Genomic DNA, 23,978 nt, shown 5'->3' on the forward strand with positions numbered 1-23,978 from the left:
TAAAATTAGGTGAATATGGGTTTTGTTACGCAATCGCTATATGATCTTGGTTGGTGAGACACGCGCTCTTCAAGCAATCTAGAGGTGATTATTCCTTCTACACTGTGAGAGAAACGCTGATCTGCCAGTAATTCAGCTAATATAAGGTTGCCCTTTTCTGCTATGTCGCTTGATTTTGCTGCTTTGTTATTTCTGTTGTCAGCGACTTGTTCCCTAATTGATGGTGTGACCATTATAGGCTCTTGGTTATTGGTCATATTTGCCAGCTCTGTTTCACTATTTTCACCGTTATAAAGGATCTGTTCTTCGATATCTACAATAAAATGATTGGGATTGATTAATTGGATTGGCGTAAAACTGTCGGATGGTTTGGTTACAGTTGCTGCTGGATCCTTTGTTAACTGTAAGGGCTTAGGTAACCATGCGATGGGGTATCTTTCTGGCCAATTAATCGGCATGGCAATTAAATTTTCTTTTGGTATCGGCTGATAATTTTCTTGCCCTACTGGGCGCCAGGTTAATTCTATGGTGTCCCAATATTGATCACCAACCGCGTGGCTATTGGTGCTCCAGAACAGCCAAATGGGATAATGTTTACCTGCTTCCAGATAGATTGTTTGATTATCACGATAGTCTAGCGTGTGAAATCGGTTTTTGTGTTGGATATAAACCCGTCCTATATCATCGGCTTTAAATTTTAACTGATAATGATTGGTTTCAATTGGTGCCAGAAAGCCAGAAAAAATCCACAATGTAGGTTTCAATTTTTTGCCGTTTAACACGTTAGACTTAAAATCAGCATCAAATTGGCCAAATTTTTCTTTTCCCATCCAATAATTAGCAACTGTCTTGAACGTTAAAATTATGGAGAAACGTGATGGTACGACTCATTCCATTCTTCGTTCTTTCTGAGCATCGCGTTCAGGATAGTCAGCAGCTTGCGCATACAGGCGACCAGCGCCACTTTTTTGGCTTTTCCCGCTGCAAGCAGACGCATGTAAAAGGCTTTTATCACCGGATTAAAGCGAGTTGCTACAAGCGCGGCCATATAAAGTGCTGTTCGGACTCCGTCCCTTCCGCCAAATATGGTTCGCCGACCACGCATGGTACCCGAGTCCCGGTTTATGGGGGCAACGCCTACAAGCGCGCTAATAGCTCGCCTCGAGAGGCTGCCCAGTTCGGGAAGCTCCGCCAACAACGCAGCAACTGTCATGGTACCAACCCCTTTAATGCTGCTCAGCCTAGCGGCCAGATCCTTAAAGTGGTTCCTTATGTGGTTGTTCATATCCTCATCGATTCTGGCAAGTTCATCTTCCAGCGCCTTGATGATGATGATGCTTTTTCTATTCTGTGGATGTGCGGTATACAGCCTATTACGTTCTGCCACCAACATTGTAATCAACTGGCGTCTGCGTACGACCATCGCAGCAAGAACCTGACGTTCTGCATTTGGCAGAGTCCGGATAAAGCGCTCTCGCTCCGGATGTCGATTAATAACCTCTGCCATTTGTGCAAGCACTTTGGCATCAATACGGTCAGTTTTTGCCAGATAGCCCATAGCGCGGGCAAAGTCTCGGGATTGTCTGGGATTGATCACAGTGACGTCAAAGCCTTCAGCCTGGAGCGAGCAGGCCACAGTAGCTTCAAGCCCGCCAGTTGCCTCCATCAGAACCAACACCACCGAATGCTTTCTCAATTCGGCGATAATGGCATCAAAACCGTCAGAGTCATTACTGACCGTAAACTGTGCAATATCACAGCTGGCTGCTATGTCCAGCGTTGCTTTAGAAACATCAATACCCACACAAAGTGGATTTGGCTGACTCATGATTACCCATCCTTGCAAATGCGTTATGGAGTACGGACAACTGTTCGGGTTTCAGATGAGTGACTCAGTGTATGCGCCGGTCGCTAATTAACGGGCTTAAAACCCTAGGAGGAATCGGGCTGCATGCACCTTACCAAATCTAATCGTAACTATTTTAAACCGTTTTCAAGATACAAGGAGAATCTCCTTGCCACCGTTTGGCATAAAGAGGAGCGTTATTTAACCACTGTTTTTTATTTAGTAGTGTATTAAATTGAGATTGCGTCAGACTTCTGTTGCCTAAATCTAGCTGACTGAGATCATAAATGCTTAAATTTAATCCACCATGTTGCGACCGATCGGGAACCTGATAATGGTGTTTAAAAGTTTGGCTTGATCCTGATGGGTAAGTTATGGTTGCGGAAATGGTTGTTGCACCATGGCCGATTAGTTGGCCATGATGGTTAATAACTTTCGGATCAGAGGAATGCCAGTTAATAGTCCCTTGCTGAAAAGATTGAGGTAGTGCTAATGGTTCTGTTGCAATGGTTTTTGTTTGTTGATGATGGGTATTAAAGAAGTGTGAATAGGCAATATCTTCTTGGGGAAGAGCCAGCGCAAAAATTTGCCTTTTAAGTACTTCTCCTTCTAACCATTCGGCTTTTAATGCACTGGCTGGATGATATTTTGTCAGTGTGGCTTTGCCATTCTCATAAATTAATGAGTTCCCTTCTGTAATTGACCAGCTAATTGCTTTACCTTGCCAATAGTTAACCAAACGCAGTGGGTGTGAAATGCTAAATTCACTACGCTGATCAAATAGTGTGTTAGCCAGCGAATCAGGATTAGTATAACGATAAACAGAACGATTGCTTAATTGACCTAAGGGTGCTTCAAGGATCTCGAAACGTACCAGTTCACCTTTGTTGGCAATATGCAAACTTAACGAGTGTACTGAGGTTGCCGGTATTTACAGCAACTCGGTCAGTAATCCATGCTCTGTGGCGTAAGTTACTTTCAATGCATAAGGGTAATGTTTCTGTAATGGGCGCCCTTTTGCAGTGAGAAAATTGTGGTAAGGCTGAGGGAGATTACCCTGGGTTGTAAAAACCTTTAGCTGATTTTGTGGATGAGGTTCGGTATTCGGTTCCAGTGTTTGACCGTTATGTTGAACCAGATGGCCGGTGATCCAGTAAACCGGTTTATTATGCTGGTAAGCGAGGGTTTCTTCTTCGATATTATACTGTTGATGATTATTCTTTGTTACAGTAACCCTCTGCCGAAGAGTTTCATCCCATACTTGGTAGAAACCTTCTCCGGCAAAGCCACCATCTTCGCTATCTATACCCGTTATCTGATTGGAATACCATTGATATTGCTGTTCGGCAAATTGATGATTTTTTGCAGTATTATAATCAGAAAAGGGAAGAAAGTTTTGCAATTTTGGCCGCGAACCTTTAGCACCGTGCATCGGATCGGTATTAGGATAGGAATCACCGTTATTATCAGTAGAAAAAGTTAGCAAAAATTGTTGATTGACTTGATCATAACCCCAACTTGCTTGGTAGCCTGATTTATACGGGTAGTTAGAGTCATCCATGCTATGAAGTAGGCCCATAGCGTGGCCGATTTCATGAATCAAAATATAAGCGCTCGCACTACCACCACCTTGTTGTCTGCCACCAAGTCCACCATAGGGATCAGGAGAAAAGGTAACATAACTTATTTCGTTACCACCGATATTAGCTTGCCGTAAACGCTTAGCTAAATTATAACTGGCGGCAATAGCGCCTTTAAACCCGCCATTACCGGCATGCGGATCACTGCCTGGCTCGTTTTTGTTACCAGTATAAACAGCATTAAATCCGTCTTCAAAAGAAGAAAACTGTTCAAATGCAACACTAGGGTAAGAATAAAGAGTGAGTTTTTTAATGGGCAATTTAGCCACTATTTCATCACCCCATTGATCTATATTGTCGTTAATAACCCCATCATTGCCGGTATGATGAGCTATTCGCATGATACGCAGAGTTAAATTTAGATCAGCTCCAACTTTAGGTCGAAATGCAAATGTTTTTTCTTGATAATGAGGTAAAGCAAGCGGTTGGCCATTGGCTGTCAGAGTAATCGAAATCCCTGGTTTTATCCATTTTTCTTTGAGTGGTGCTATATAACTATCGTGATCGTTATGACCCCTTTGGCTAGCAAGATTATCCTGACTGGGTAAATCAAGCGATGTGGGTAGCTTTTTATCACCGGTTAATAGAATACGACCTAATTCATAACCATCAGCATCATGAACGATTGCGGAAAAATCTGGTGCCGGCGCACCAGAGATGCTACTGGCATTAAGTTTAATTAATGCCCAACGATTCTGGACAAGTTGTAAATAAGGATCTTGAGGACGAAACACATGAGTTTGAGCAATAAAAACATCATGTAACTTAAAATCAGCAGGGATAGGCTGGTGATTAGCAATAGGTTCCTGATAATCAGGTGTTTTGAGTGTGAAGGTTTTAACGGTTGGAAAAAAAGGAATGGGTGCCTGATCATGTTGCAAAATGACGGCAATAGGACGACTGATACTACCAGCCCGATCGATTGCTTGAAGATGAAATTGATCATAACCTCGAAAACTATCATCGTAGGCTGGCTGATATTCCCATTGCCCAGTTGTGCTATCTATTTGTGCTGTGCCGAAATGCGGGGCTGCCAGTAATTGCCATGACCATCCTTGATGTGCTATTGACTGCGGTAATTGACCACGGATAACGCCAAGTTTGGCTTGGGTAGCATAGTTATTAGGTGTGGCAATGCCTGACATTTTTATTAACTGATCATAACTGCGATGGGTTTGTAACATAAACTCAGTTATCGGGCGACCTTGATGATCATTGATTACCAGCTGTTGATAGTCGCTATCCCATTTAATCTGGATATCATCATTACCCATTAATTTATTAAGTCTATTTTCTAATATTTTTGCTAACTGTTGATTATCAAATTCAGAAGGGAGTACTAAGTTAATATCGGTATAAAAAAGAGGTGCATTTTTCGTTGTTCCATTTAAGGCAAAAGAAAAATGGGTTATGCGATGGCGTTGTGAAGCATCGTAAGAAAGGCGATAATCAGCGTGGCCAAAGGGTGATAGCTTTTGCGATAAAATAATTGGCGTGATAGCGGCGGTTTTACCCAGCACTAGTGTTTCGACTGTTCTTTTGTGTGAATCGGTAATAATCAGCTGGCGATCATAGTAAATCACTTGCACACCATTGTGTTCAGGTAAATTACGATTGCTGTGCTCCTCCATTGCAGCAGCAAGTGTGGTACCTGAGGTGATATTTTCCAGTGGCATATAGGCAAGATCTAAGACCAGATTACCAGCACTATCTCGCATGCGGATAGAAAAAACCTTGGCCTGACTTGCTACTTGATCGGTAAAATTGAGCATTTGATAAGCAAAAATTATTTTTTGTTGGCCAAAATGCCACTTTTGGTTAGTAAGATTATTTAATGATATTGGTGGCACTTCAGATGGAGTGGTAGAAGACGTTGTTTGATGTTTTTTAACCAGATTTTGCTTGTCAATGAGCTCAGCTACAGTGAGCTTCTGCTGCCATAGAGGATCATCTCCTTCACCATATATCGTTATTTCAATTGGATTATATGGATTAATTTCGTTTGTGATAGGTAGATTTAATTGCCAATTACCTTGCTCATCATATTTGGCGTGATAATATTGATTACCATATTTGATCTGAATAAAAACTAAATTAGTTTGTGTGTTTATAGGTAATGCTCGATCGGTGGATATTTCACTTTCTAATGTACTGGAAGTTATATTTTTACATTGATTGTGATTGTTATTAAATTTTTCAAATGAAGTCTGGCAAACTAAAATATTACCTGACAAATTTATATATTGATTTTTTTTATACAATAATAAGTTTTTTATATTTACATGTAATTTATTATGGTTTTTTGAAGTAATAAAAGAATTGTTATTCATAATTTATTTTTTTGTGTTATTTAATTAATAATCAATCTGACACATCGAAAATTGATATTCGATGAAATATTTGCAGACTAAATGATAGTGAATGGCTAATCTATTTTCTTTTCATGACAAACACCTCATATAAATAACATAATGATTACTTGATGTTTTTTATATTATAGGCATAAAAATGACAATTAAAATAATTCGTTTTTGCTAACCTTAGTGAGGAGTTATATATTTTTATTTTTTATTAAGTATTTGTATCGAATTAATTATACTTTTTATATAAAAATAGCAGTAATTATTTACTGCTATTTTATTATTTATCGATTTTAATTGAGATTAAGTGTGTTCTTCCCAATCTCTGGCGCGGGAAACGGCTTTTTTCCACCCGTTATATTTATAGTTACGTTCAGTGGTTTCAATTCCAGGAGTGAATTTTTTTTCAATACGCATTTTTTCTTTAATTTCATCCAAATCTTGCCAGAAACCAATAGCTAGTCCAGCAAGTAAAGCTGCGCCTAATGCGGTACTTTCACGAATAATAGGACGCTCTACGTAGGCACCCAGGATGTCAGATTGGAATTGCATCAAGAAATTATTGGCGACAGCACCGCCATCAACACGTAATGAACTCAGGCGCATATCAGCATCTTTTTGCATCGCTTCCAGAACATCACGCGTTTGGTAGGCAATAGATTCTAATGTTGCACGAATAATATGGTTACGATTGGCGCCGCGTGTTAAGCCAAAAATCGCACCGCGGGCGTAAGGATCCCAATAAGGCGCGCCTAAACCTGTTAGAGCTGGAACGACATAGACACCGTTATTATTTTTGACTTTATTAGCGAAATATTCAGAATCGTTAGCATCATCAATTAATTTCAGTTCATCACGCAGCCATTGTATAGAAGCACCTGCCATGAAAACGGCACCTTCTAGGGCATAATTCACTTCACCTTGTGGGCCACAGGCAATAGTAGTTAGTAAGCCATGATCGGAAATTTTGGCTTTTTTGCCGGTATTCATTAATAGGAAACAGCCGGTTCCATAGGTGTTTTTAGCCATTCCGGGTTGGACACATAACTGACCAAAAAGGGTAGCTTGCTGATCGCCGGCCATTCCGGCTATTGGTATGCGTGTTCCACCTTTACCACCAATGTTGGTTTTCCCATAAATTTCTGATGATGGACGTACTGTTGGTAATATGGCGCGTGGAATATTAAAGGCATCGAGGATTTTTTGATCCCACTCCAGCTCATGAATGTTAAACAGCATAGTACGAGATGCGTTAGTATAGTCAGTAACATGGATACGCCCTTGTGTCATTTTCCATACTAGCCAAGTATCAATAGTCCCAAAGAGTAACTCGCCATTTTTTGCTCGTTCATAGGCTCCGTCAACATTCTCCAGGATCCATTTAAGTTTGGTACCGGAGAAATAGGGGTCAACTACTAAACCGGTATTTTCACGGATATATTTCTCCAGTTCTGAGTTATTCCGCTTTAGTTCAGTACAGAAATCAGCAGTACGACGACATTGCCAAACAATCGCATTATAAATGGGTTTACCGGTTTTCTTTTCCCAAACTATAGTAGTTTCGCGTTGATTGGTTATGCCAATTCCGGCAATTTGATCACTGCGAATATCAGAAATGGCTAATGCTTCAGCTAAAGTAGCACTTTGGGTTGCCCAAATTTTTATTGGATCATGTTCTACCCAACCCGGCTTTGGGTAAATTTGAGGAAATTCACGTTGAGAAATATTAATAATATTAGCATCATGATCAAAAATAATGGTTCGTGAACTAGTGGTACCTTGATCAAGTGCGATAATATATTTTTTTGTTGTTGGTGTTTCAGTTGTCATAATAATTGTCCAATTTACTTCATATTATTTTTTTGAATTATTTTTGCGTTTATTTTTTGTTTTGATTTGCCATAGTAGGTAAATGGTAGCCAATCAGTTTGCGATAAGCAAAAGCACCGAGAGTAGCGCCAACAAAAGGTGCCGTTAGGGGAATTATGCAATAAGGGAAATCTCGTCCACCGGTTAAGGCAATATCACCCCAGCCAGCCAGATCAGCTATTAGTTTGGGGCCGAAATCGCGAGCAGGATTTAATGCGAAACCGGTAAGTGGGCCAAATGAACCACCAATAACTGCAATCAAAATACCAATAAGTAGCGGTGCTAGTGGGCCACGGGGTATGCCATTGTTATCATCAGTTAAACTTAATATCATACAAACCAAGATAATAGCAATAACAACTTCAACCAGAAATGCCTGTAGGACGTTAATTTGGCCTGCTGGATAAGTAGAAAAAACACCGGCAGTAAATAAACTTGCTGGTGAACCACGTACTATATGGTGTAATTTTTCATAATCTAGAAATAGTTCGAAGTACAACCCATAAACGAGAGCGGCAGCGACGAAGCCTCCCAGCATTTGTGCAATAATATAAGGCAGTACTTTTTTTCTATCAAAATGGGCAAATAACCAAAAAGTAACGGTAATCGCCGGATTTAAGTGCACTCCTGAAATACCTGCCGTAAGGTAAACGGCTAGAGCCACGCCAAATCCCCAAATCATACTGATTTCCCATAAACCTAGTTGTGCGCCTGCAATACGCGTAGCAGCAACACAGCCCAGGCCAAAGAAGACCAGTAAGGCAATACCTAAAAATTCAGAGATACATTGACCTGTCAGCGTTGGTGAAGTAATTTTACTCATATGTTTATCCTACAAAAGTATGCATACTAAGCAATAAAATTGGTCTTTTATTTGTTATTTCCTAAGGAAACTCTGAAGGAATTTATCGTTAAATGAACGTAAACGGAAATAATGGGATCAAATATGTTGGATCACTTCAAAAAAATGAGCGAAATCGCTCTGATAAAGTGATCGAACTGACATTCTAGTTGATGTATTTTTTTGCAATTAGTTGAATAAATAGAAATAATTAAGGTTAAATCGACATTTATCGAGAGCTTTCAACTAGACAGGCGTAAGAAGGCTACTTACAATCGTAGCATTGCTAAAAAAGGGGACGAAAGAATGTCATTTGAAATTTTTGAAAAGTTAGAAACTAAAGTTCAACAAGCTATTGAAAAAATTGAGCTTTTGCAGATGGAAGTTAATGAACTTAAAGAGAAAAATAATATTTTGTATCAAGAAGTAGCGAGTGCTAAAGAGAAACATGGAACGCTGGCTCATGAAAATGAGAATTTAAAACAAGAACAGCATGCTTGGCAAGAGCGTTTACGCGGTCTATTAGGTCGAATGGAAGATGTTCAGTAATCGTCCGATATTTCATTACATTAGAAAAAAATAGCAATAAGGGCAAAATTTGTTGCCCTTATTGCTACTTAATCGATAGATATTGAATAATACAACAATGTTTGTTTTTAGCTGAAAGAGTATTAGTCTTCAATATTTTGATCGTTGTTTGACTCATCATCTAAAAGTAATGGATGCTCGGAAAGGATAATACCGGTATTATCTGCGTACAAATAATCTTCTGTAAAGAATGTGACGCCACCAAAATTGACTCGCACATCACTTTCTCCGATACCCTCACTGGTACAACCTACCGGAATGGCAGCGATTGCTTGAATACCGATATCTAATTCTGCCAATTCATCAACCTGACGTACTGCACCGTAAATAACAATGCCTTCCCATTGGTTTTTCATGGCAAATTTTGCCAATTCAGCATCAATTAGCGCCTTACGTACAGAGCCGCCACCATCAACTAATAGGATCCGACCCTCCCCCTGTTCTTCCAGTAAATCGTAGATGATGCCGTTGTCTTCAAAACATTTCACTGTTACGATTTGACCACTAAATGAAGTACGCCCGCCAAAGTTAGAGAATAAAGGTTCTACCACATTCACCTCTTCTTGGTAGATATCACAAAGCTCGGAAGTATCATATTTCATAGGATTTCGGTCTATTTTAAGTACAAGGGAAGTTCAGTATATCCTTATCTGGTTATTTTTTGCAAAAACATAGCTGATAAAAATACTGAGAAAAATCAAAATTACAATAATTAATTTAAAATAAGTCCAACAGAAAATAGAATATTAGTCAGCAATGCCGCTTTTACCATATTTTCCAATAAAGGTTTCATACCCAGCGCGGTGGTATCATGGATAACTCTCTTTATGTGGTTTAGTAACATCGGTATAGCGAGCAAAAATAACCAACCCGTCCAGTGATGAAGATATAACAAGCTAAACAGAATTAAACAAAAAATGGCAATTAAGATGAGTGCCGCATGATACTTTCGAGCGCCTTTAGTGCCTAATCTAACAGCCAAGGTATTTTTACCGGCTTTAATATCATTTTCTATATCACGCATATTGTTAACGTTTAGTACTGCTACTGACAGCAATCCACAAGCGGTTGCTGGCAATAATATCATCAAATTAAAGTGGTTAGTATGCAGATAGTAAGTTCCGATCACACTTAACCAACCAAAAAAGATCAACACTGAGATGTCGCCAAGCCCCAGATATCCATAGGGTTTTTTCCCCACGGTGTAGGTGATGGTTGCTATTATAGCGATAACGCCGAGTATCAGAAAGCCAATAATATCCTTTGGCATTCGACAAGCGACTATGATCAGAGTTAAGCCACATAAACAACAAATAAAGATAGTGATTTTTAGGGCAACTTTCATTTCTGCCAGGCTAATAATTCCTTTTTGTATACCTCGTAATGGCCCCAATCGTTGCTCGGTATCACTGCCCTTAATCGCATCGCCATAATCATTCGCCAGATTGGATAGAATTTGTAGTGCAGCAGCAGTGAGTAAAGCTAATAATGCAATAGAGAGGATAAAAGTGCCAGACCAATAAGCTAATGCAGAACCCGTTATAATTGGCGCAATACCCAACGGAAGTGTTTTGGGGCGTAAACTTTCTAGCCACGCCTGTATTTGTATAGGCTTTCTTGATGTGATTAAATTCATGTAATTAATCCACAAGTTTGTTGTTATAAAAATAATGGGAGGCTTAGCCCCCCATCCAAGATTATAATCAGCAAAGTTAACGACGCCAGATTATAAAATAAATCGACTCAGATCTTCATCAGCAACTAGTTCATCTAGATGCTTAGCTACGTAATCAGCGTCAATTATAATGTCTTGACCATTGCGTTCACTAGCATCGAAAGAGATGTCTTCCATCAATCGCTCAAGAACGGTATGTAATCGACGAGCACCAATATTTTCTGTTTTTTCATTGACTTGCCATGCTGCTTGAGCAATTTGACTAATACCTTCTGGCGTAAATTCAATGTTTAAACCTTCGGTTGCCATCAATGCTTTATATTGTATAGTTAAAGAGGCATTTGGTTCAGTTAAAATACGGTTAAAGTCTTCTGCCGTCAACGCTTGTAGTTCGACTCTGATGGGTAATCGGCCTTGTAGCTCCGGGATCAAATCCGATGGACTGGCAACCTGGAATGCACCAGAAGCGATAAACAGAATATGATCAGTTTTTACCATCCCATGTTTAGTAGAAACGGTGCAGCCTTCAACTAAAGGTAGCAAATCACGTTGTACACCTTCTCGAGAGACATCAGGGCCAGACGTTTCACCACGTTTACAAATTTTGTCGATTTCATCGATAAAAACAATGCCGTGTTGTTCAACTGCATCAATGGCTTGCTGTTTTAGTTCTTCTGGATTGACCAGTTTTGCTGCTTCTTCTTCGATCAATATTTTGAAGGCTTCTTTGATCTTCATCTTACGGGGTTTATGTTTTTGCCCTGCCAGATTTTGAAACATAGATTGCAATTGACTGGTCATTTCTTCCATACCAGGAGGAGCCATAATTTCAACGCCTACCGGTGTAGTGGCAACCTCAATTTCAATTTCTTTATCGTCCAGCTTACCTTCTCTTAGTTTTTTACGGAAAGATTGACGTGCGGTAGAAGGTTCTACATTAGGATCAGGTTGTCCCCAATTATTTTTAGCCGGAGGTAATAAAACATCAAGAATACGTTCTTCGGCCAGTTCTTCTGCTCGGTAACGGTTTTTTTCTATAGATTGCAGGCGTACCATTTTTACAGCAGCGTCAGTCAAATCACGAATAATAGAATAGACCTCTTTACCCACATAACCGACTTCAGTAAACTTTGTTGCTTCTACCTTGATAAAGGGAGCATTAGCCAGTTTTGCCAAACGACGGGCAATTTCAGTTTTACCCACACCAGTTGGGCCAATCATCAAAATATTTTTCGGTGTTACTTCCTGACGTAGTGCTTCATCAAGTTGCATACGACGCCAACGATTACGTAGCGCAATAGCGACAGAACGTTTTGCTTTGTCTTGACCAATAATATGATTGTCCAATTCACTGACAATTTCACGAGGCGTCATTTCAGACATGTTTAAATCCTTAAGATTTTGAAGAGAGCTCTTCAAAGTTAAAATTATGGTTGGTATAAATACAGATATCACTCGCTATATTTAACGCTTTTTCTGTAATATCACGTGCGCTCATTGTTGTATTTTCTAACAATGCACGCGCAGCGGCTTGTGCATAGGCACCACCAGAACCAATAGCGATCAAATCATTTTCTGGTTGAATAACATCGCCATTACCTGTAATGATCAATGAGCTGTTTTCATCTGCAACAGCTAAAAGCGCTTCGAGTTTTCTCAGCATACGATCAGTACGCCAATCTTTAGCCAATCCAACAGCGGCTTTCGTTAGGTGTCCTTGGTGAAGTTCTAGTTTTCGTTCAAAAAGTTCAAACAGGGTAAATGCATCAGCAGTACCGCCTGCGAAGCCCGCAATAACTTTATCATTATAAAGGCGGCGCACTTTACGTACGTTGCCTTTCATGACGGTATTACCCATCGTCGCCTGTCCATCACCACCAATTACAACTTGGCCATTACGGCGAACACTTACGATTGTAGTCATGAGTCAGCCCTTGGCTATTTTATTAGGGGAGTATGTAAACATACTTTTTAGGTTTTTTATGACGTAAAAAGTCAGTATTTACGCTATTAGGATTGTAAATGGGGGATAATAATCATTTTTCAACCCTTACTTGTACGAAGAATACAGCCGGATACGCCGACAGATTTAGCTCGGTCACGTATTTTTTCTGCTGCTTCTTGATTGTAAGGACCAAGAACTACACGATGCCAACCTTCAGTCGAGCTAATCCTACTCTCTAAACCTGAAAAGGCCAGGTTAGCTTTAACTGATTCTGCTTGCTCCAGGTTCTTAAATGAGCCGCATTGTACCACTATTTTTTGTTGGTTATTTGTTGGTTGTTGGGGCTGTGGTGCGGGTTTTAATCGCAGAGGTGATTCTATTGGTGGGCCATTAATGATCACGTGTGAGCGGGGAACATTATCATTATTAGGCACCTCGGATAGATTTGTGGTGGGATTGCGCCTATCCGCATCAATCTGCTCAAGAAATTGACGCTGTTCATTGGTTAACTCGGTGGTGTTATTAATATTTGATTTGGTTGAGTGGTTAAAGTTTGGTAGATCAGAGCCCCGCTTTTCCAGCTCTTTTATGTAACGCCACCGTTCTTCTGGTTTAGGAGGTAGACTGTTGACTGGCTGATTGCTGTTAGGTGAGGTTGTTTTGTTAAGCACAGGAACGCGTTTATTTTGCGTAATGTAATATAAGCCACCAATAAAGACAATTACGATGGCAATAGCGACAGCAAGGGTTGTTTTCGGCAATCCTTGATTTGATTTTTTTTTGCCTGCATGCTTATTTTTACGGAGCGTTGTGCGCCCTCGTCTTACGTAATCTTTTTGTGCCACTTTTCAATTCGCTAATTAATAAAAAAGTTACATTAATTCGTTATATGTTACTTAACCTAATCACTTATGACTAGTTTTTAGGTGGACAAACACTATCACGGATAATTAAATGGCAGTCTAGCAGTTTTGCATTTTTATCTATTCCGTGGCCTTCGATTTTCGCTAAAAGTAGTAACATTGCCTGGCGACCAATTTCAAAGCGAGGTTGCTCGATTGTGGTGAGAGCGGGTTCACTATATTGTGCAAAATTGAGATTGCCAAATCCAATAATAGATAAATCTCTTGGTAATGTTAGCCCCATACGTTTAGCCTGCCATATAGCACCAATAGCCATAATATCATTATGGCAAAAAATTGCGCTAGGTGGCTTAGTTAATGCAAAAAGTTTTTTTATGCCTTCAGCTCCACCTTGGTAACTAAAATCACTATTAATAATATATTCCTGTTGCACCTTATTACCAGCCCGCTGTATCGCTTGAGTGTAACCTTGCAAACGATATTGGCAAGACAGAATGGTTTCTGGGCCTGTTATGCAAGCAATATATTTATGACCCAGTTTTTGTAAATAGTTAATTGCATTAAAAGAGTAGGTTAGATTATCAATATTTATAGTAGCAAGATTGAATTCAGGTACAAATTCATTTGCAACAACTATTGGCGGTAAATTTTTTAGTTTTCTATTGGCGAGTGAAAACGGAATATCAGAATTGAGTAACACAATGCCATCAATTTGTTGGCTAATAAATATATCAATAAGAGTGTGTTGTTGTTTTTTATAATGTTTACAATCACCAATCAGTACCATATATCCTTGTTCAGCAGCCACTTGTTCAATACCACTAATAATATCAGGGCAGATAGGGCTGGTAATATCGGGTATAGCAACAAAAATAGTTTTAGCTTTGCTTGATTTGGTATTTTTTGTCAGACAATAGGTATCATAACCCGTTTTCAACGCAGCTTGTTCAACCTTCTGGAGCGTCTTGACAGAAACTTGATCTGGCCTAGTGAGTGCTCGTGAAACGGTTGCAGTAGACACGCCTGCTGCGTTAGCAACATCCTTCATCGTTGCGTTGTGGTGATTTATCTTTTGTTCCATATCTCCACCTTGCATACTTCAATGACTAATTAAGTCTATTTAATCAATGCATTTACTTATCTTAATCACTTTGCCAGCAAAATTTGTAAATAAATTTGTCTGAATCGTTCAATTAGATTTATTTATAGAATAGCTTCGCACAAAACTAATTTTATTTGCTTCAATAGGTGTAAGTAGATGATTAATAGCAGCGACTAATTTTCAGTTGGATCAACATCGATATTCCATTTTACTTTTCGACTTTCAGGGTATGCCATAATTTCAGGTAAAATATGCGAAAGGAATTGTTGTAAATAGGAGCGCGAAGGATGCTGGAGTAATAATTGCCAACGGAAACGGCCTGCCCGCTTAGCTTGGATCGCCGGTGTAGGACCCATTAACCAAAGTTGTGAGTCGCGCATGGTATGTTGTTCTATATATTGGCGGAACTTGTTTAAAAAATCAGGTGCCGATTGGTTATGATGATCTTCTGAACGGATCATGATATGACTGCTATGTGGTGGCAAAAAAACATCACGTCGTTCCGCTAGTGTTTCTGTCGCGAACGCGTTATATCCTTTTTCTAATAATGTCGCTAATAATGGATGTTCAGGGTGGTAGGTTTGTAGGATCACTTCACCATGTTTACCGGCCCGCCCAGCCCGTCCAGATACTTGGATATAAAGCTGAGCAAATCTTTCGGTTGCCCGATAATCACTGGAAAAAAGTGCGCCATCTACATTCAGTAGGGCGACCAGAATAACATCAGGAAAATGGTGTCCTTTCGCTAGCATTTGGGTGCCGATCAAAATTCGAGCACCACCTGTATAGACAGTTGCTAGCTGTTTTTCTAATGCGCCTTTCCGCCGAGTGGTATCTCTGTCAACGCGGGTAACCGGTATATTAGGAAAAAGCTGGTTAATAGCTTCTTCTAACTGTTCAGTTCCTAAACCGACAGGGAGCAGATGCGTTGAGCCGCAGTGTGAGCATTGTATTGGGATTGGCAGTTGACTATCACAGTGATGGCAACGTAGCTGACGTTGATGATGGTGTAGTGTGTAATAATGATCACAACGTGAACACTCGGCAATCCAACCACAATCATGGCAAATTAATGTTGGTGAGTAACCGCGGCGATTTAAAAATAGCATCACTTGATTATTTGCTGCCAGATGATCTTCAATACGCTGTATTAATGGTCTTGACATACCATATTTTAATGGCTGGCCTTTTAAATCAAGTAAATGTTGACTTGCCGGTTTGGCGTTTCCAGCTCGTTGGGTTAGATCTAGACGGTGATATTTTCCTTGTTCAATATTATAAAGACTTTCTAACGAAGGTGTTGCAGTACCCATAATAATTGGAATGTTCTCTTTTTTGGCACGAAAAACAGCCAGATCACGGGCATGATAACGCCATCCGTCTTGTTGTTTGTAAGAGTTATCGTGTTCTTCATCAATAATGATCAAGCCAAGATTGGCAAAGGCAGTGAATAATGCGGAGCGTGTGCCAATTACAATAGCACTGTGTCCCTTTTGTGCCCGCAACCAGACCGTCAGTCGTTCACTATCATTTAATGCGGAATGCAGCACATCAACAGGCGCATTAAATCGCTCACTAAATCGTTGGATAGTTTGGGGAGTAAGACTAATTTCGGGTACCAGGACTAATGCTTGTTTACCTTGTGCTAAAACATTTTCAATCACACTGAGATAGACTTCTGTTTTACCAGAACCCGTGATCCCCACTAATAACCAAGGCATAAATGTTGACAGAGAACTTATTGCCCCTACTGCTGTTGACTGTTCTAGGTTAAGTTTTGGTTTTTCACCACAAAGATGAAAATCAGTATGCCACTTTTCCATTTTTGGTTGGATGGGTAATAGTTGAATCAAGGCGCTCTTTTTTAATGCTTGTAGTGCACTTTCACTCAATTCGTATTCTGTTATTTGATGACGATAAAGGGGCTGTTGCTGTAGTAATGCGAGCGCCTGTTGTTGTTTTGGCGCTCTTTTAAGCTGGTTTAGGGCAAAAATTTTACCTTGCTGGGTGATTTGCCATTGCCATAGCGGAGAAAATGTTGCCGCTTTGCCTTGCCGCAGTAACACTGGTAGTGCATGAAATAGTACTTCACCAACCGGGTGATGGTAATACTGAGATGCCCAAAGTAGCAATGACCATAAACTGTCAGAAAATAACGATTCCTGATCTAACACTTGTTCAATGGTTTTTAATTGTTCACTACTGAGCTCACTATTTTGATTATGCGATAATACAATACCTAAGGTAGTACGCTTGCCAAATGGCACCAATACCCGGCAACCTTTAGCTGGTAAAGGAAGATTGGATTGGTAATCAAAAACGCGCATCAGCGGAACAGGGAGCGCCACTTGAACAATAGCCATTATTAAATGTTCCTAATCATTGTCATACAGCTTATTTATAAGACATATAAAGATAGAGTATCACATTATTTGAATAGATTTCATTGCGCTATAAACAGATTTTCTGTATGATCCGCCACCTTGGTTAGTAATTTTGATTACTAACCACTATTTTTAATCGATTTGACGTATGGTGTCTAGCGTTAGGGTTAGATAGCGATGCGGCCTAAGTAGAGGTTTTCTATGAAAAAAGATATTCACCCTAAATATGAAGAAGTTACTGCGACTTGTTCCTGCGGTAATCTAATGAAAATTAAATCAACTGTTAATCATGATCTGAATTTGGATGTCTGTGGTAAATGTCATCCATTCTATACAGGTAAACAGCGTGATGTGGCTGCCGGCGGCCGTGTTGATCGCTTCAAGCAGCGATTCAATATTCCAGGCATGAAAAAATAATAATGGCTCAATGATACAAGCCAAAATCATGCTTATAATATAGGAGTAACACTTCGCTTAATATCGGGGTGTTACTGTTATATAAAACCAAATTTGTTGAATTAAAAACAATTAAACTAAGACTATTTTTACAAAAAACTTTAGTTATTTGATCTTTAAAGAATAAGACAAATAATTAATATTCCCATGTGTCTGGATCAATACCTTTTTGGCGCATAACGATTTTTGCTGCTTCTGGAATCTCATCATCACGTTCTTTACGTAAATCATCGTCATTTGGCAACGGTTGCCCAGTGAAGGCGTGTAAAAACGCTTCACATAGCAATTCACTGTTTGTTGCATGGCGTAAATTATTAATTTGTCTACGAGTGCGCTCGTCTGTCAAAATTTTAAGTACTTTTAATGGGATAGATACTGTGATCTTTTTTACTTGCTCGCTTTTTTTACCATGTTCAGCATAAGGGCTAACATAATCACCATTCCACTCAGCCATGGGATACCTTAAGTTAAGTCAATCAATAGAAGAATTTAGTTGCTGTATAAATATAGCCTTAATTGGCAAAAATTTGTTTAATAAGTTTCTAATATTCTATCGTTTATTGTCGGGTTTAATATTGATAATTATCCCATTACTTGATTTAAACGTAAAGTATTTTGGATTTCCAGATGTATTAACATCTTCATGTCCATTTGGTTATATTTGATTATCTTTTTAATTTTTTTAGTGAATCGATATTATGTTAGTTGAACCGATAATGTTAACCATATGTCATTGGTTAAGTGCTATGTTAGCAGCGTATTATTTGATGTAAGCTAGCAACTACCAATAAAAATTTATTAAGTTTTTCAGTAGCTATTGAAGATTTAGGTAATGCGTTTCAGCGAGTAGCGAAGAGGTAACTTTTTATCATGAATGCAGTGACAGCGGGAGCAGTACAATATCACCATCGTCAATTACATAAATTTGGTGGTAGTAGTTTGGCTGATGTGAAATGTTATCAGCGAGTCGCTAATATCATGGCAAATTATAGCCAGCCAGGTGATTTAATGGTGGTATCTGCGGCAGGAACAACAACCAATCAGTTAATTGATTGGCTGAAATTAAGTCAAACAGATAGTGTTTTAGCCAATCAGGTACAGCAGGCAATTCGCCGTTATCAACAAGATCTTATAATTGGGCTATTACCTGACAAAAAAGCACAGATAGTAAAGTCGGCTTTTTTAGCTGAGCTTGATCGTTTAAGCACGTTAGTAGATAAACCAATTCATGCTGATATTTATGCAGAAATTGTTGGCCATGGAGAAATTTGGTCTGCGCGTTTGATGTCCGCGGTATTAGAAGAATTCGGTTTGGCTAGTCATTGGTTAGATGCACGGCTTTTCTTGCGTGCAGAGTTTGCAGCTCAACCTCAAGTAGATGAAACCCTATCACGCCCATTATTACAACAGCTTTTGCAACAACATGCCAATAAACGGTTGGTAGTGACGGGTTTTATTGCCCAAAGTAAACAAGGTAAAACGGTATTACTAGGGCGTAATGGTAGTGATTATTCAGCAACCCAAGTGGGGGCGTTAGCGGAGGTTAATAAAGTAACTATCTGGAGTGATGTTGCGGGTGTATACAGTGCTGATCCACGCAAAGTCAAAGATGCTTGTTTACTGCCACTATTACGCCTTGATGAAGCTAGTGAATTAGCGCGTTTAGCGGCACCAGTGCTTCATACTCGCACCTTACAGCCAATTTCAGTCACTAATATTGATTTACAACTTAGATGTAGTTATCAGCCTGAGCAGGGTTCGACAAAAATAGAGCGTGTTTTGGCATCAGGTACGGGTGTCAAAATTGTTACAAGCCATGATGATGTTTGTCTGGTCGAATTAATCGTGGCAACTCAGCAAAATTTTAGCCAAATCTATAAAGATATCGATTTATTACTAAAGCGAAATCAATTGCGGCCATTAGCGACTGGTTTACATCCAGATCGAAAATTGATCCAGTTATGTTATACCTCTGAAGTTGCTGCTAGTGCTCTAGCGCTATTAAAGGAGATGGTGGTAGTAGAAAAATTATCATTACGTGATCATTTTTCTTTAGTGGCAATTGTCGGGGCGGGCGTTGGTAAAAATCCACTGCATAGTCATCGTTTCTATCAACAATTAAAAGATCAACCGGTTGAATTTATTTGGCATTCTGAAGAAGAAATAAGCCTGGTTGCTGTTTTGCGCGCGACTCAAACATCACATTTGGTTCAGGGATTACACCAGAGCTTATTTCGGGCGGAAAAACGTATTGGCTTGGTTCTGTTTGGTAAAGGTAATATTGGTTCTCGCTGGCTGGAATTATTTGCTACCGAGCAAAAAACGATTTCCGCTCGTAGTGATTTTGAATTTATTCTGGCAGGTGTAGTCGATAGTTGCCGTAGCCTGTTAAATTATGAGGGCATCGATCCAAGTAGAGTATTAGCTTTTTTTGATCATGAAGCCACAATCCATCAAGATGAAGCGCTTTTTCTTTGGATGCGAGATCATCCGTTTGATGATCTGGTTGTACTGGATATAACAGCCAGTGACTTATTAGCCAAAAGCTATCTTGATTTTGCGAGTTACGGTTTTCATCTAATCAGTGCTAATAAGATACCCGGCGCTCTGGCGAGCGATGACTACCGTCAGATCCGTGATGCTTTTGCAAAAACAGGTCGATACTGGCTGTATAACGCGACAGTCGGGGCGGGATTACCAATAAATTATACTGTCCGTGATTTAAAAGAGAGTGGTGATAATATCCTTTCTATTAGTGGTGTTTTTTCTGGTACCTTATCTTGGTTATTTTTACAATTCGATGGCACGGTACCGTTTAATCAATTGGTTGAGCAAGCTTGGCAGCAAGGCTTAACCGAGCCAGATCCACGAATTGATCTTTCTGGGCAAAATGTGATGCATAAATTGATCATTTTGGCACGTGAAGCGGGCTATGAAATTGAACCTGAACAGGTACGAGTTGAGTCATTAGTTCCCGCCGAAGCTGCAGCCGGTGATCTGGATGCGTTTTTTGAAAATAGTATGGTCATTAATGAACAAATGGCACAACGTTTCCAGGCTGCTCAGGAAATGGGCATGGTGTTGCGTTATGTTGCTCGCTTTGATGCCACTAAGAAACGCGCCAAAGTCGGTGTTGAAGCTGTTCTGCCTGATCATCCATTGGCCGCCTTATTACCCGGTGATAATGTTTTTGCCCTAAAAAGTCGTTGGTATCGTGATAATCCGTTAATAATTAGGGGGCCTGGTGCTGGACGTGATGTGACGGCGGGCGCAATTCAGTCTGATCTTAATCGCTTATCACAATTGCTTTGATCGCCATAATAACAGCATAATCTCTTTGCTTCTACATGCATTGATAGTCAACAAAAGCAGAGGAGTTATTCCTCTGTTTGTTGGTAAAGTCTTTTCGATGGTTAACAATATTGGCTAGCTAGTCCTTCATTCAACAATTTCCTGAAATTGCACCCTACCTTGCACTGAAATAATCTTTATAGTGGCAATAAGTCAATTATAAAATTTTATAAAGATGCCATACTTTTTGATCTAGATTTGATGATAAAGCAGATATCCGTTATATGATCAGAGAATGTTATTATTTGGCGATTCTATTTTTAGCGTGAGAATGAGAAAAGGTAATTATCGACTAATAAAACGGTCTCAACTTAAATAATGCATAAGCAAGCTTTTAGCCAGTGAAAGTTAGGGAGTCTTAATGGATCAACAATATTCCGCGATGCGCAGTAATGTCAGCATGTTAGGTAAATTATTAGGTGATACAATTAAAAATGCTTTGGGTGAGGATATTTTAAATAAAGTAGAATCTATTCGTAAATTATCAAAATCTTCTCGGGCAGGAAATAAAGCACAACGTCAAGCTTTATTGAAAACATTACAAAATCTCTCTAATGATGAACTTCTTCCTGTTGCCAGGGCATTTAATCAATTTCTTAATCTAGCCAATGTCGCAGAGCAATACTATAGCATTTCTCCTCATGGTGAGGCATCTAGTAATCCTGAGGTATTAGCCAAGCTTTTTACTCGCTTAAAGGAAAAAAAATTTACTAATAAGGTGATAACAAAAGCGATCGATGAATTATCAATTGAATTAGTATTAACTGCCCATCCAACAGAAATTGCGCGCCGCACTTTAATTCACAAATTGATTGAAGTGAATACCTGTCTGGCACAGTTAGATCATGATGATTTAGTGGATTATGAACGTAATAATATTATGCGACGTTTACGTCAATTAATTGCACAGTGCTGGCATACCGATGAAATCCGTAAAAATCGCCCTACGCCGATTGATGAAGCTAAGTGGGGATTTACGGTAGTTGAAAACTCATTATGGGAAGGGGTCCCTGCTTTTTTACGTGAACTTAATGGACAGCTTGAAACCAGTTTGACGATTAATTTGCCTGTTGACACTAATTTGATCCGATTCACTTCCTGGATGGGGGGAGATCGTGACGGTAATCCCTTTGTTACTGCCGAAGTTACTCGAGAAGCGCTTTTACTAAGTCGCTGGAAAGCGGCTGAACTTTTTTTAGCTGATATTCAAATCTTGGTCTCTGAGTTATCGATGTCAGAAGCAACGGCTAAACTTCGACGATTAGCCGGTGGTGATGATATTGATGAGCCTTATCGCCAGATTGCTAAAGATTTACGTAGCCGTTTACGCAATACACTCGATTATCTGGACAGTTGTATTAAAGGTGAAAAGGTATTGCCACCTGAAGACTATCTTTATGATAATCAACAACTTTGGCAACCACTTTATACTTGTTATCAATCACTTATTGCCTGTGGTATGCCGATTATCGCCAATGGACAATTACTCGATACCTTACGCCGCATTCGTTGTTTTGGTTTGCAATTAGTACGGATTGATATCCATCAGGAAAGTAGCCGCCATACTGATGCATTAGCAGAGCTACTTAATTATCTTGAGTTAGGTGATTATAAAAATTGGTCAGAGGAAGAAAAACAGACTTTTCTATTGGCTGAACTAAGTTCTAAACGGCCACTTTGGCCAAAAAATTGGCAACCTAGTGCAGAAACGCAAGAAGTATTGGCTACTTGCCAGGTTATTGCCGATTCACCGACGGACGCCATTGCTGCTTATGTTATTTCCATGGCAAAAGTACCATCTGATGTATTAGCGGTAAAATTGCTGCTTAAAGAAAGTGGGTGTTCACTAAAATTACCGGTGGTGCCACTGTTTGAAACCTTAGATGATTTAAATAATGCTGAAAGCGTGATGCAAAAATTGCTCACCATCCCCTGGTATCGTGAGATTATTGATAATAAACAGATGGTCATGATCGGTTACTCCGATTCAGCCAAAGACGCTGGAGTGATGGCGGCCTCGTGGGCTCAGTATTGCGCTCAGGAAGCGCTAATTAAACTTTGTGACAAAGAAAAAGTTAAGTTAACCCTATTTCATGGTCGTGGCGGTACCATCGGTCGCGGCGGAGCGCCAGCGCATTCGGCACTGCTTTCGCAACCGCCTGGTAGTTTAAAAGGCGGATTAAGAGCCACTGAACAAGGGGAAATGATCCGCTTTAAATATGGCTTACCGCAAGTGACGATGAGCAGTTTATTTATTTATACTAGCGCAATATTGGAAGCTAATTTATTGCCACCACCGGAACCAAAACCAGAATGGCGTGCGGTAATGGAAATATTATCTGATATCTCATGTAATATGTATCGTGATTATGTTTGCCAACAACCGGATTTTGTTCCCTATTTTCGCGCTGCCACCCCAGAGCTTGAGTTAGCTAAATTACCATTGGGTCCCAGGCCGACAAAACGTCGTCAGGATGGTGGTGTAGAAACTCTGCGAGCTATTCCCTGGATTTTTGCCTGGTCGCAAAATCGCTTAATGTTACCCGCCTGGTTAGGTGCAGGAGCGGCATTGCAGCATGTTATTGATAATGGCATGCAATCAGTTCTTGATGATATGTGGCATGACTGGCCTTTCTTTAAGACTCGTATTGCGATGTTAGAGATGGTATTTGCTAAAGCTGATTTGTGGTTAGCTGAATATTATGATCAGCGATTGGTTGAAAAACGGCTGTGGCCATTAGGCGAAGAACTACGCAAACAGCTGGCGCAAGATATTAACAGTGTACTTGCTATCTCGAAGGATAAAACATTAATGGCTGATTTACCGTGGATTGCTGAATCCATTGCCTTAAGAAATGTTTATACCGATCCTTTAAATGTCTTGCAGGCGGAGTTATTGCATCGTTCTAGGAAACAGCAACAACCGGATCCCTATATTGAACAAGCGTTAATGGTGACCATTGCCGGTATTGCCGCTGGTATGCGTAATACCGGCTAAATTTTGTCAAAAACAGCCAACTAGCTGCGTTAGCAGCTAATTTTTGCTATGGAAAGTTGG

The 23,978-nt window shown here is 39.8% G+C and carries 18 protein-coding genes; 4 read left to right on the plus strand and 14 right to left on the minus strand.

The window, feature by feature from the left end:
• Positions 1 to 5 precede the first annotated feature (5 nt).
• The 6 genes from AACL31_RS04950 to AACL31_RS04975 all read right to left on the minus strand — a co-directional run bounded on the left by AACL31_RS04950 (position 6) and on the right by AACL31_RS04975 (position 8,538).
• A complete protein-coding gene (locus AACL31_RS04950) occupies positions 6 to 830 on the minus strand; it encodes a hypothetical protein (protein ID WP_310512237.1) in 825 nt (274 codons plus the stop codon).
• Between the two features lie 32 nt (positions 831 to 862).
• The gene (locus AACL31_RS04955; RefSeq protein ID WP_339053800.1) at positions 863 to 1,828 is read right to left on the minus strand and encodes an IS110 family transposase; all 966 of its coding nucleotides are present in this window, start codon (positions 1,826 to 1,828) and stop codon (positions 863 to 865) included.
• A 154-nt stretch (positions 1,829 to 1,982) separates the two neighbouring features.
• Complete coding sequence (locus AACL31_RS04960; protein ID WP_339053801.1) at positions 1,983 to 2,747, minus strand: hypothetical protein; 765 nt, start codon at positions 2,745 to 2,747, stop codon at positions 1,983 to 1,985.
• Positions 2,748 to 2,777: 30 nt separating this feature from the next.
• Complete coding sequence (locus AACL31_RS04965) at positions 2,778 to 5,720, minus strand: M66 family metalloprotease (protein ID WP_339053802.1); 2,943 nt, start codon at positions 5,718 to 5,720, stop codon at positions 2,778 to 2,780.
• A 429-nt stretch (positions 5,721 to 6,149) separates the two neighbouring features.
• A complete protein-coding gene (gene glpK / locus AACL31_RS04970) occupies positions 6,150 to 7,676 on the minus strand; it encodes a glycerol kinase GlpK (protein ID WP_310511743.1) in 1,527 nt (508 codons plus the stop codon).
• A gap of 49 nt (positions 7,677 to 7,725) precedes the next feature.
• Entirely contained in the window at positions 7,726 to 8,538 is an 813-nt protein-coding gene (locus AACL31_RS04975) for an MIP/aquaporin family protein (protein WP_310511744.1), read from the minus strand.
• A gap of 324 nt (positions 8,539 to 8,862) precedes the next feature.
• On the opposite strand from AACL31_RS04975, the gene zapB reads away from it, so the two are divergent.
• On the plus strand, positions 8,863 to 9,105 hold the full coding sequence (zapB, locus tag AACL31_RS04980; RefSeq protein ID WP_310511745.1) for a cell division protein ZapB: 243 nt from the start codon (positions 8,863 to 8,865) through the stop codon (positions 9,103 to 9,105).
• 122 nt (positions 9,106 to 9,227) lie between these two features.
• On the opposite strand, the gene rraA is transcribed toward zapB, so the two are convergent.
• The 7 genes from rraA to priA form a co-directional block, all read right to left on the minus strand.
• Positions 9,228 to 9,746: a ribonuclease E activity regulator RraA gene (rraA, locus tag AACL31_RS04985; protein WP_310511746.1), complete on the minus strand. Its 519-nt coding sequence runs from the start codon at positions 9,744 to 9,746 to the stop codon at positions 9,228 to 9,230.
• A gap of 110 nt (positions 9,747 to 9,856) precedes the next feature.
• Positions 9,857 to 10,780: a 1,4-dihydroxy-2-naphthoate polyprenyltransferase gene (locus AACL31_RS04990; protein ID WP_310511747.1), complete on the minus strand. Its 924-nt coding sequence runs from the start codon at positions 10,778 to 10,780 to the stop codon at positions 9,857 to 9,859.
• Between the two features lie 90 nt (positions 10,781 to 10,870).
• Positions 10,871 to 12,202, minus strand: a complete 1,332-nt coding sequence (hslU, locus tag AACL31_RS04995) for an HslU--HslV peptidase ATPase subunit (RefSeq protein WP_310511748.1) — start codon at positions 12,200 to 12,202, stop codon at positions 10,871 to 10,873.
• A 10-nt stretch (positions 12,203 to 12,212) separates the two neighbouring features.
• The gene (gene hslV, locus AACL31_RS05000) at positions 12,213 to 12,743 is read right to left on the minus strand and encodes an ATP-dependent protease subunit HslV (protein ID WP_310511749.1); all 531 of its coding nucleotides are present in this window, start codon (positions 12,741 to 12,743) and stop codon (positions 12,213 to 12,215) included.
• A gap of 119 nt (positions 12,744 to 12,862) precedes the next feature.
• A complete protein-coding gene (locus tag AACL31_RS05005; protein WP_310511750.1) occupies positions 12,863 to 13,609 on the minus strand; it encodes an SPOR domain-containing protein in 747 nt (248 codons plus the stop codon).
• A 70-nt stretch (positions 13,610 to 13,679) separates the two neighbouring features.
• Positions 13,680 to 14,708: a DNA-binding transcriptional regulator CytR gene (gene cytR / locus AACL31_RS05010; protein ID WP_310511751.1), complete on the minus strand. Its 1,029-nt coding sequence runs from the start codon at positions 14,706 to 14,708 to the stop codon at positions 13,680 to 13,682.
• A gap of 194 nt (positions 14,709 to 14,902) precedes the next feature.
• A complete protein-coding gene (priA, locus tag AACL31_RS05015; RefSeq protein ID WP_310511752.1) occupies positions 14,903 to 17,092 on the minus strand; it encodes a primosomal protein N' in 2,190 nt (729 codons plus the stop codon).
• Between the two features lie 222 nt (positions 17,093 to 17,314).
• On the opposite strand from priA, the gene rpmE reads away from it, so the two are divergent.
• Complete coding sequence (gene rpmE / locus AACL31_RS05020) at positions 17,315 to 17,530, plus strand: 50S ribosomal protein L31 (RefSeq protein ID WP_310511753.1); 216 nt, start codon at positions 17,315 to 17,317, stop codon at positions 17,528 to 17,530.
• Positions 17,531 to 17,705: 175 nt separating this feature from the next.
• Here the strand turns inward: rpmE and metJ are convergent, their stop codons facing one another.
• Positions 17,706 to 18,023 carry a met regulon transcriptional regulator MetJ gene (gene metJ / locus AACL31_RS05025; RefSeq protein WP_180816830.1) on the minus strand — a complete coding sequence of 106 codons (318 nt, stop codon included), beginning with the start codon at positions 18,021 to 18,023 and terminating at the stop codon, positions 17,706 to 17,708.
• Positions 18,024 to 18,439: 416 nt separating this feature from the next.
• On the opposite strand from metJ, the gene AACL31_RS05030 reads away from it, so the two are divergent.
• Both AACL31_RS05030 and ppc read left to right on the plus strand, forming a co-directional pair.
• Positions 18,440 to 20,881, plus strand: a complete 2,442-nt coding sequence (locus AACL31_RS05030; protein ID WP_310511754.1) for a bifunctional aspartate kinase/homoserine dehydrogenase II — start codon at positions 18,440 to 18,442, stop codon at positions 20,879 to 20,881.
• A gap of 400 nt (positions 20,882 to 21,281) precedes the next feature.
• The gene (gene ppc / locus AACL31_RS05035; RefSeq protein WP_310511755.1) at positions 21,282 to 23,918 is read left to right on the plus strand and encodes a phosphoenolpyruvate carboxylase; all 2,637 of its coding nucleotides are present in this window, start codon (positions 21,282 to 21,284) and stop codon (positions 23,916 to 23,918) included.
• Positions 23,919 to 23,978 lie beyond the last annotated feature (60 nt).

The organism is Arsenophonus endosymbiont of Crataerina pallida, assembly GCF_964020125.1.
Taxonomy (GTDB): domain Bacteria; phylum Pseudomonadota; class Gammaproteobacteria; order Enterobacterales; family Enterobacteriaceae; genus Arsenophonus; species Arsenophonus nilaparvatae.

Excerpts from the sequence above, each read along its gene's own strand:
- AACL31_RS04950 (WP_310512237.1), bottom strand. The coding sequence starts at position 830 with ATGGGAAAAGAAAAATTTGGCCAATTTGATGCTGATTTTAAGTCTAAC.
- AACL31_RS04955 (WP_339053800.1), bottom strand. The coding sequence starts at position 1,828 with ATGAGTCAGCCAAATCCACTTTGTGTGGGTATTGATGTTTCTAAAGCA.
- glpK (WP_310511743.1), bottom strand. The coding sequence starts at position 7,676 with ATGACAACTGAAACACCAACAACAAAAAAATATATTATCGCACTTGAT.
- AACL31_RS04975 (WP_310511744.1), bottom strand. The coding sequence starts at position 8,538 with ATGAGTAAAATTACTTCACCAACGCTGACAGGTCAATGTATCTCTGAA.
- zapB (WP_310511745.1), top strand. The coding sequence starts at position 8,863 with ATGTCATTTGAAATTTTTGAAAAGTTAGAAACTAAAGTTCAACAAGCT.
- rraA (WP_310511746.1), bottom strand. The coding sequence starts at position 9,746 with ATGAAATATGATACTTCCGAGCTTTGTGATATCTACCAAGAAGAGGTG.
- AACL31_RS04990 (WP_310511747.1), bottom strand. The coding sequence starts at position 10,780 with ATGAATTTAATCACATCAAGAAAGCCTATACAAATACAGGCGTGGCTA.
- hslU (WP_310511748.1), bottom strand. The coding sequence starts at position 12,202 with ATGTCTGAAATGACGCCTCGTGAAATTGTCAGTGAATTGGACAATCAT.
- hslV (WP_310511749.1), bottom strand. The coding sequence starts at position 12,743 with ATGACTACAATCGTAAGTGTTCGCCGTAATGGCCAAGTTGTAATTGGT.
- cytR (WP_310511751.1), bottom strand. The coding sequence starts at position 14,708 with ATGGAACAAAAGATAAATCACCACAACGCAACGATGAAGGATGTTGCT.
- priA (WP_310511752.1), bottom strand. The coding sequence starts at position 17,092 with ATGGCTATTGTTCAAGTGGCGCTCCCTGTTCCGCTGATGCGCGTTTTT.
- rpmE (WP_310511753.1), top strand. The coding sequence starts at position 17,315 with ATGAAAAAAGATATTCACCCTAAATATGAAGAAGTTACTGCGACTTGT.
- metJ (WP_180816830.1), bottom strand. The coding sequence starts at position 18,023 with ATGGCTGAGTGGAATGGTGATTATGTTAGCCCTTATGCTGAACATGGT.
- AACL31_RS05030 (WP_310511754.1), top strand. The coding sequence starts at position 18,440 with ATGAATGCAGTGACAGCGGGAGCAGTACAATATCACCATCGTCAATTA.
- ppc (WP_310511755.1), top strand. The coding sequence starts at position 21,282 with ATGGATCAACAATATTCCGCGATGCGCAGTAATGTCAGCATGTTAGGT.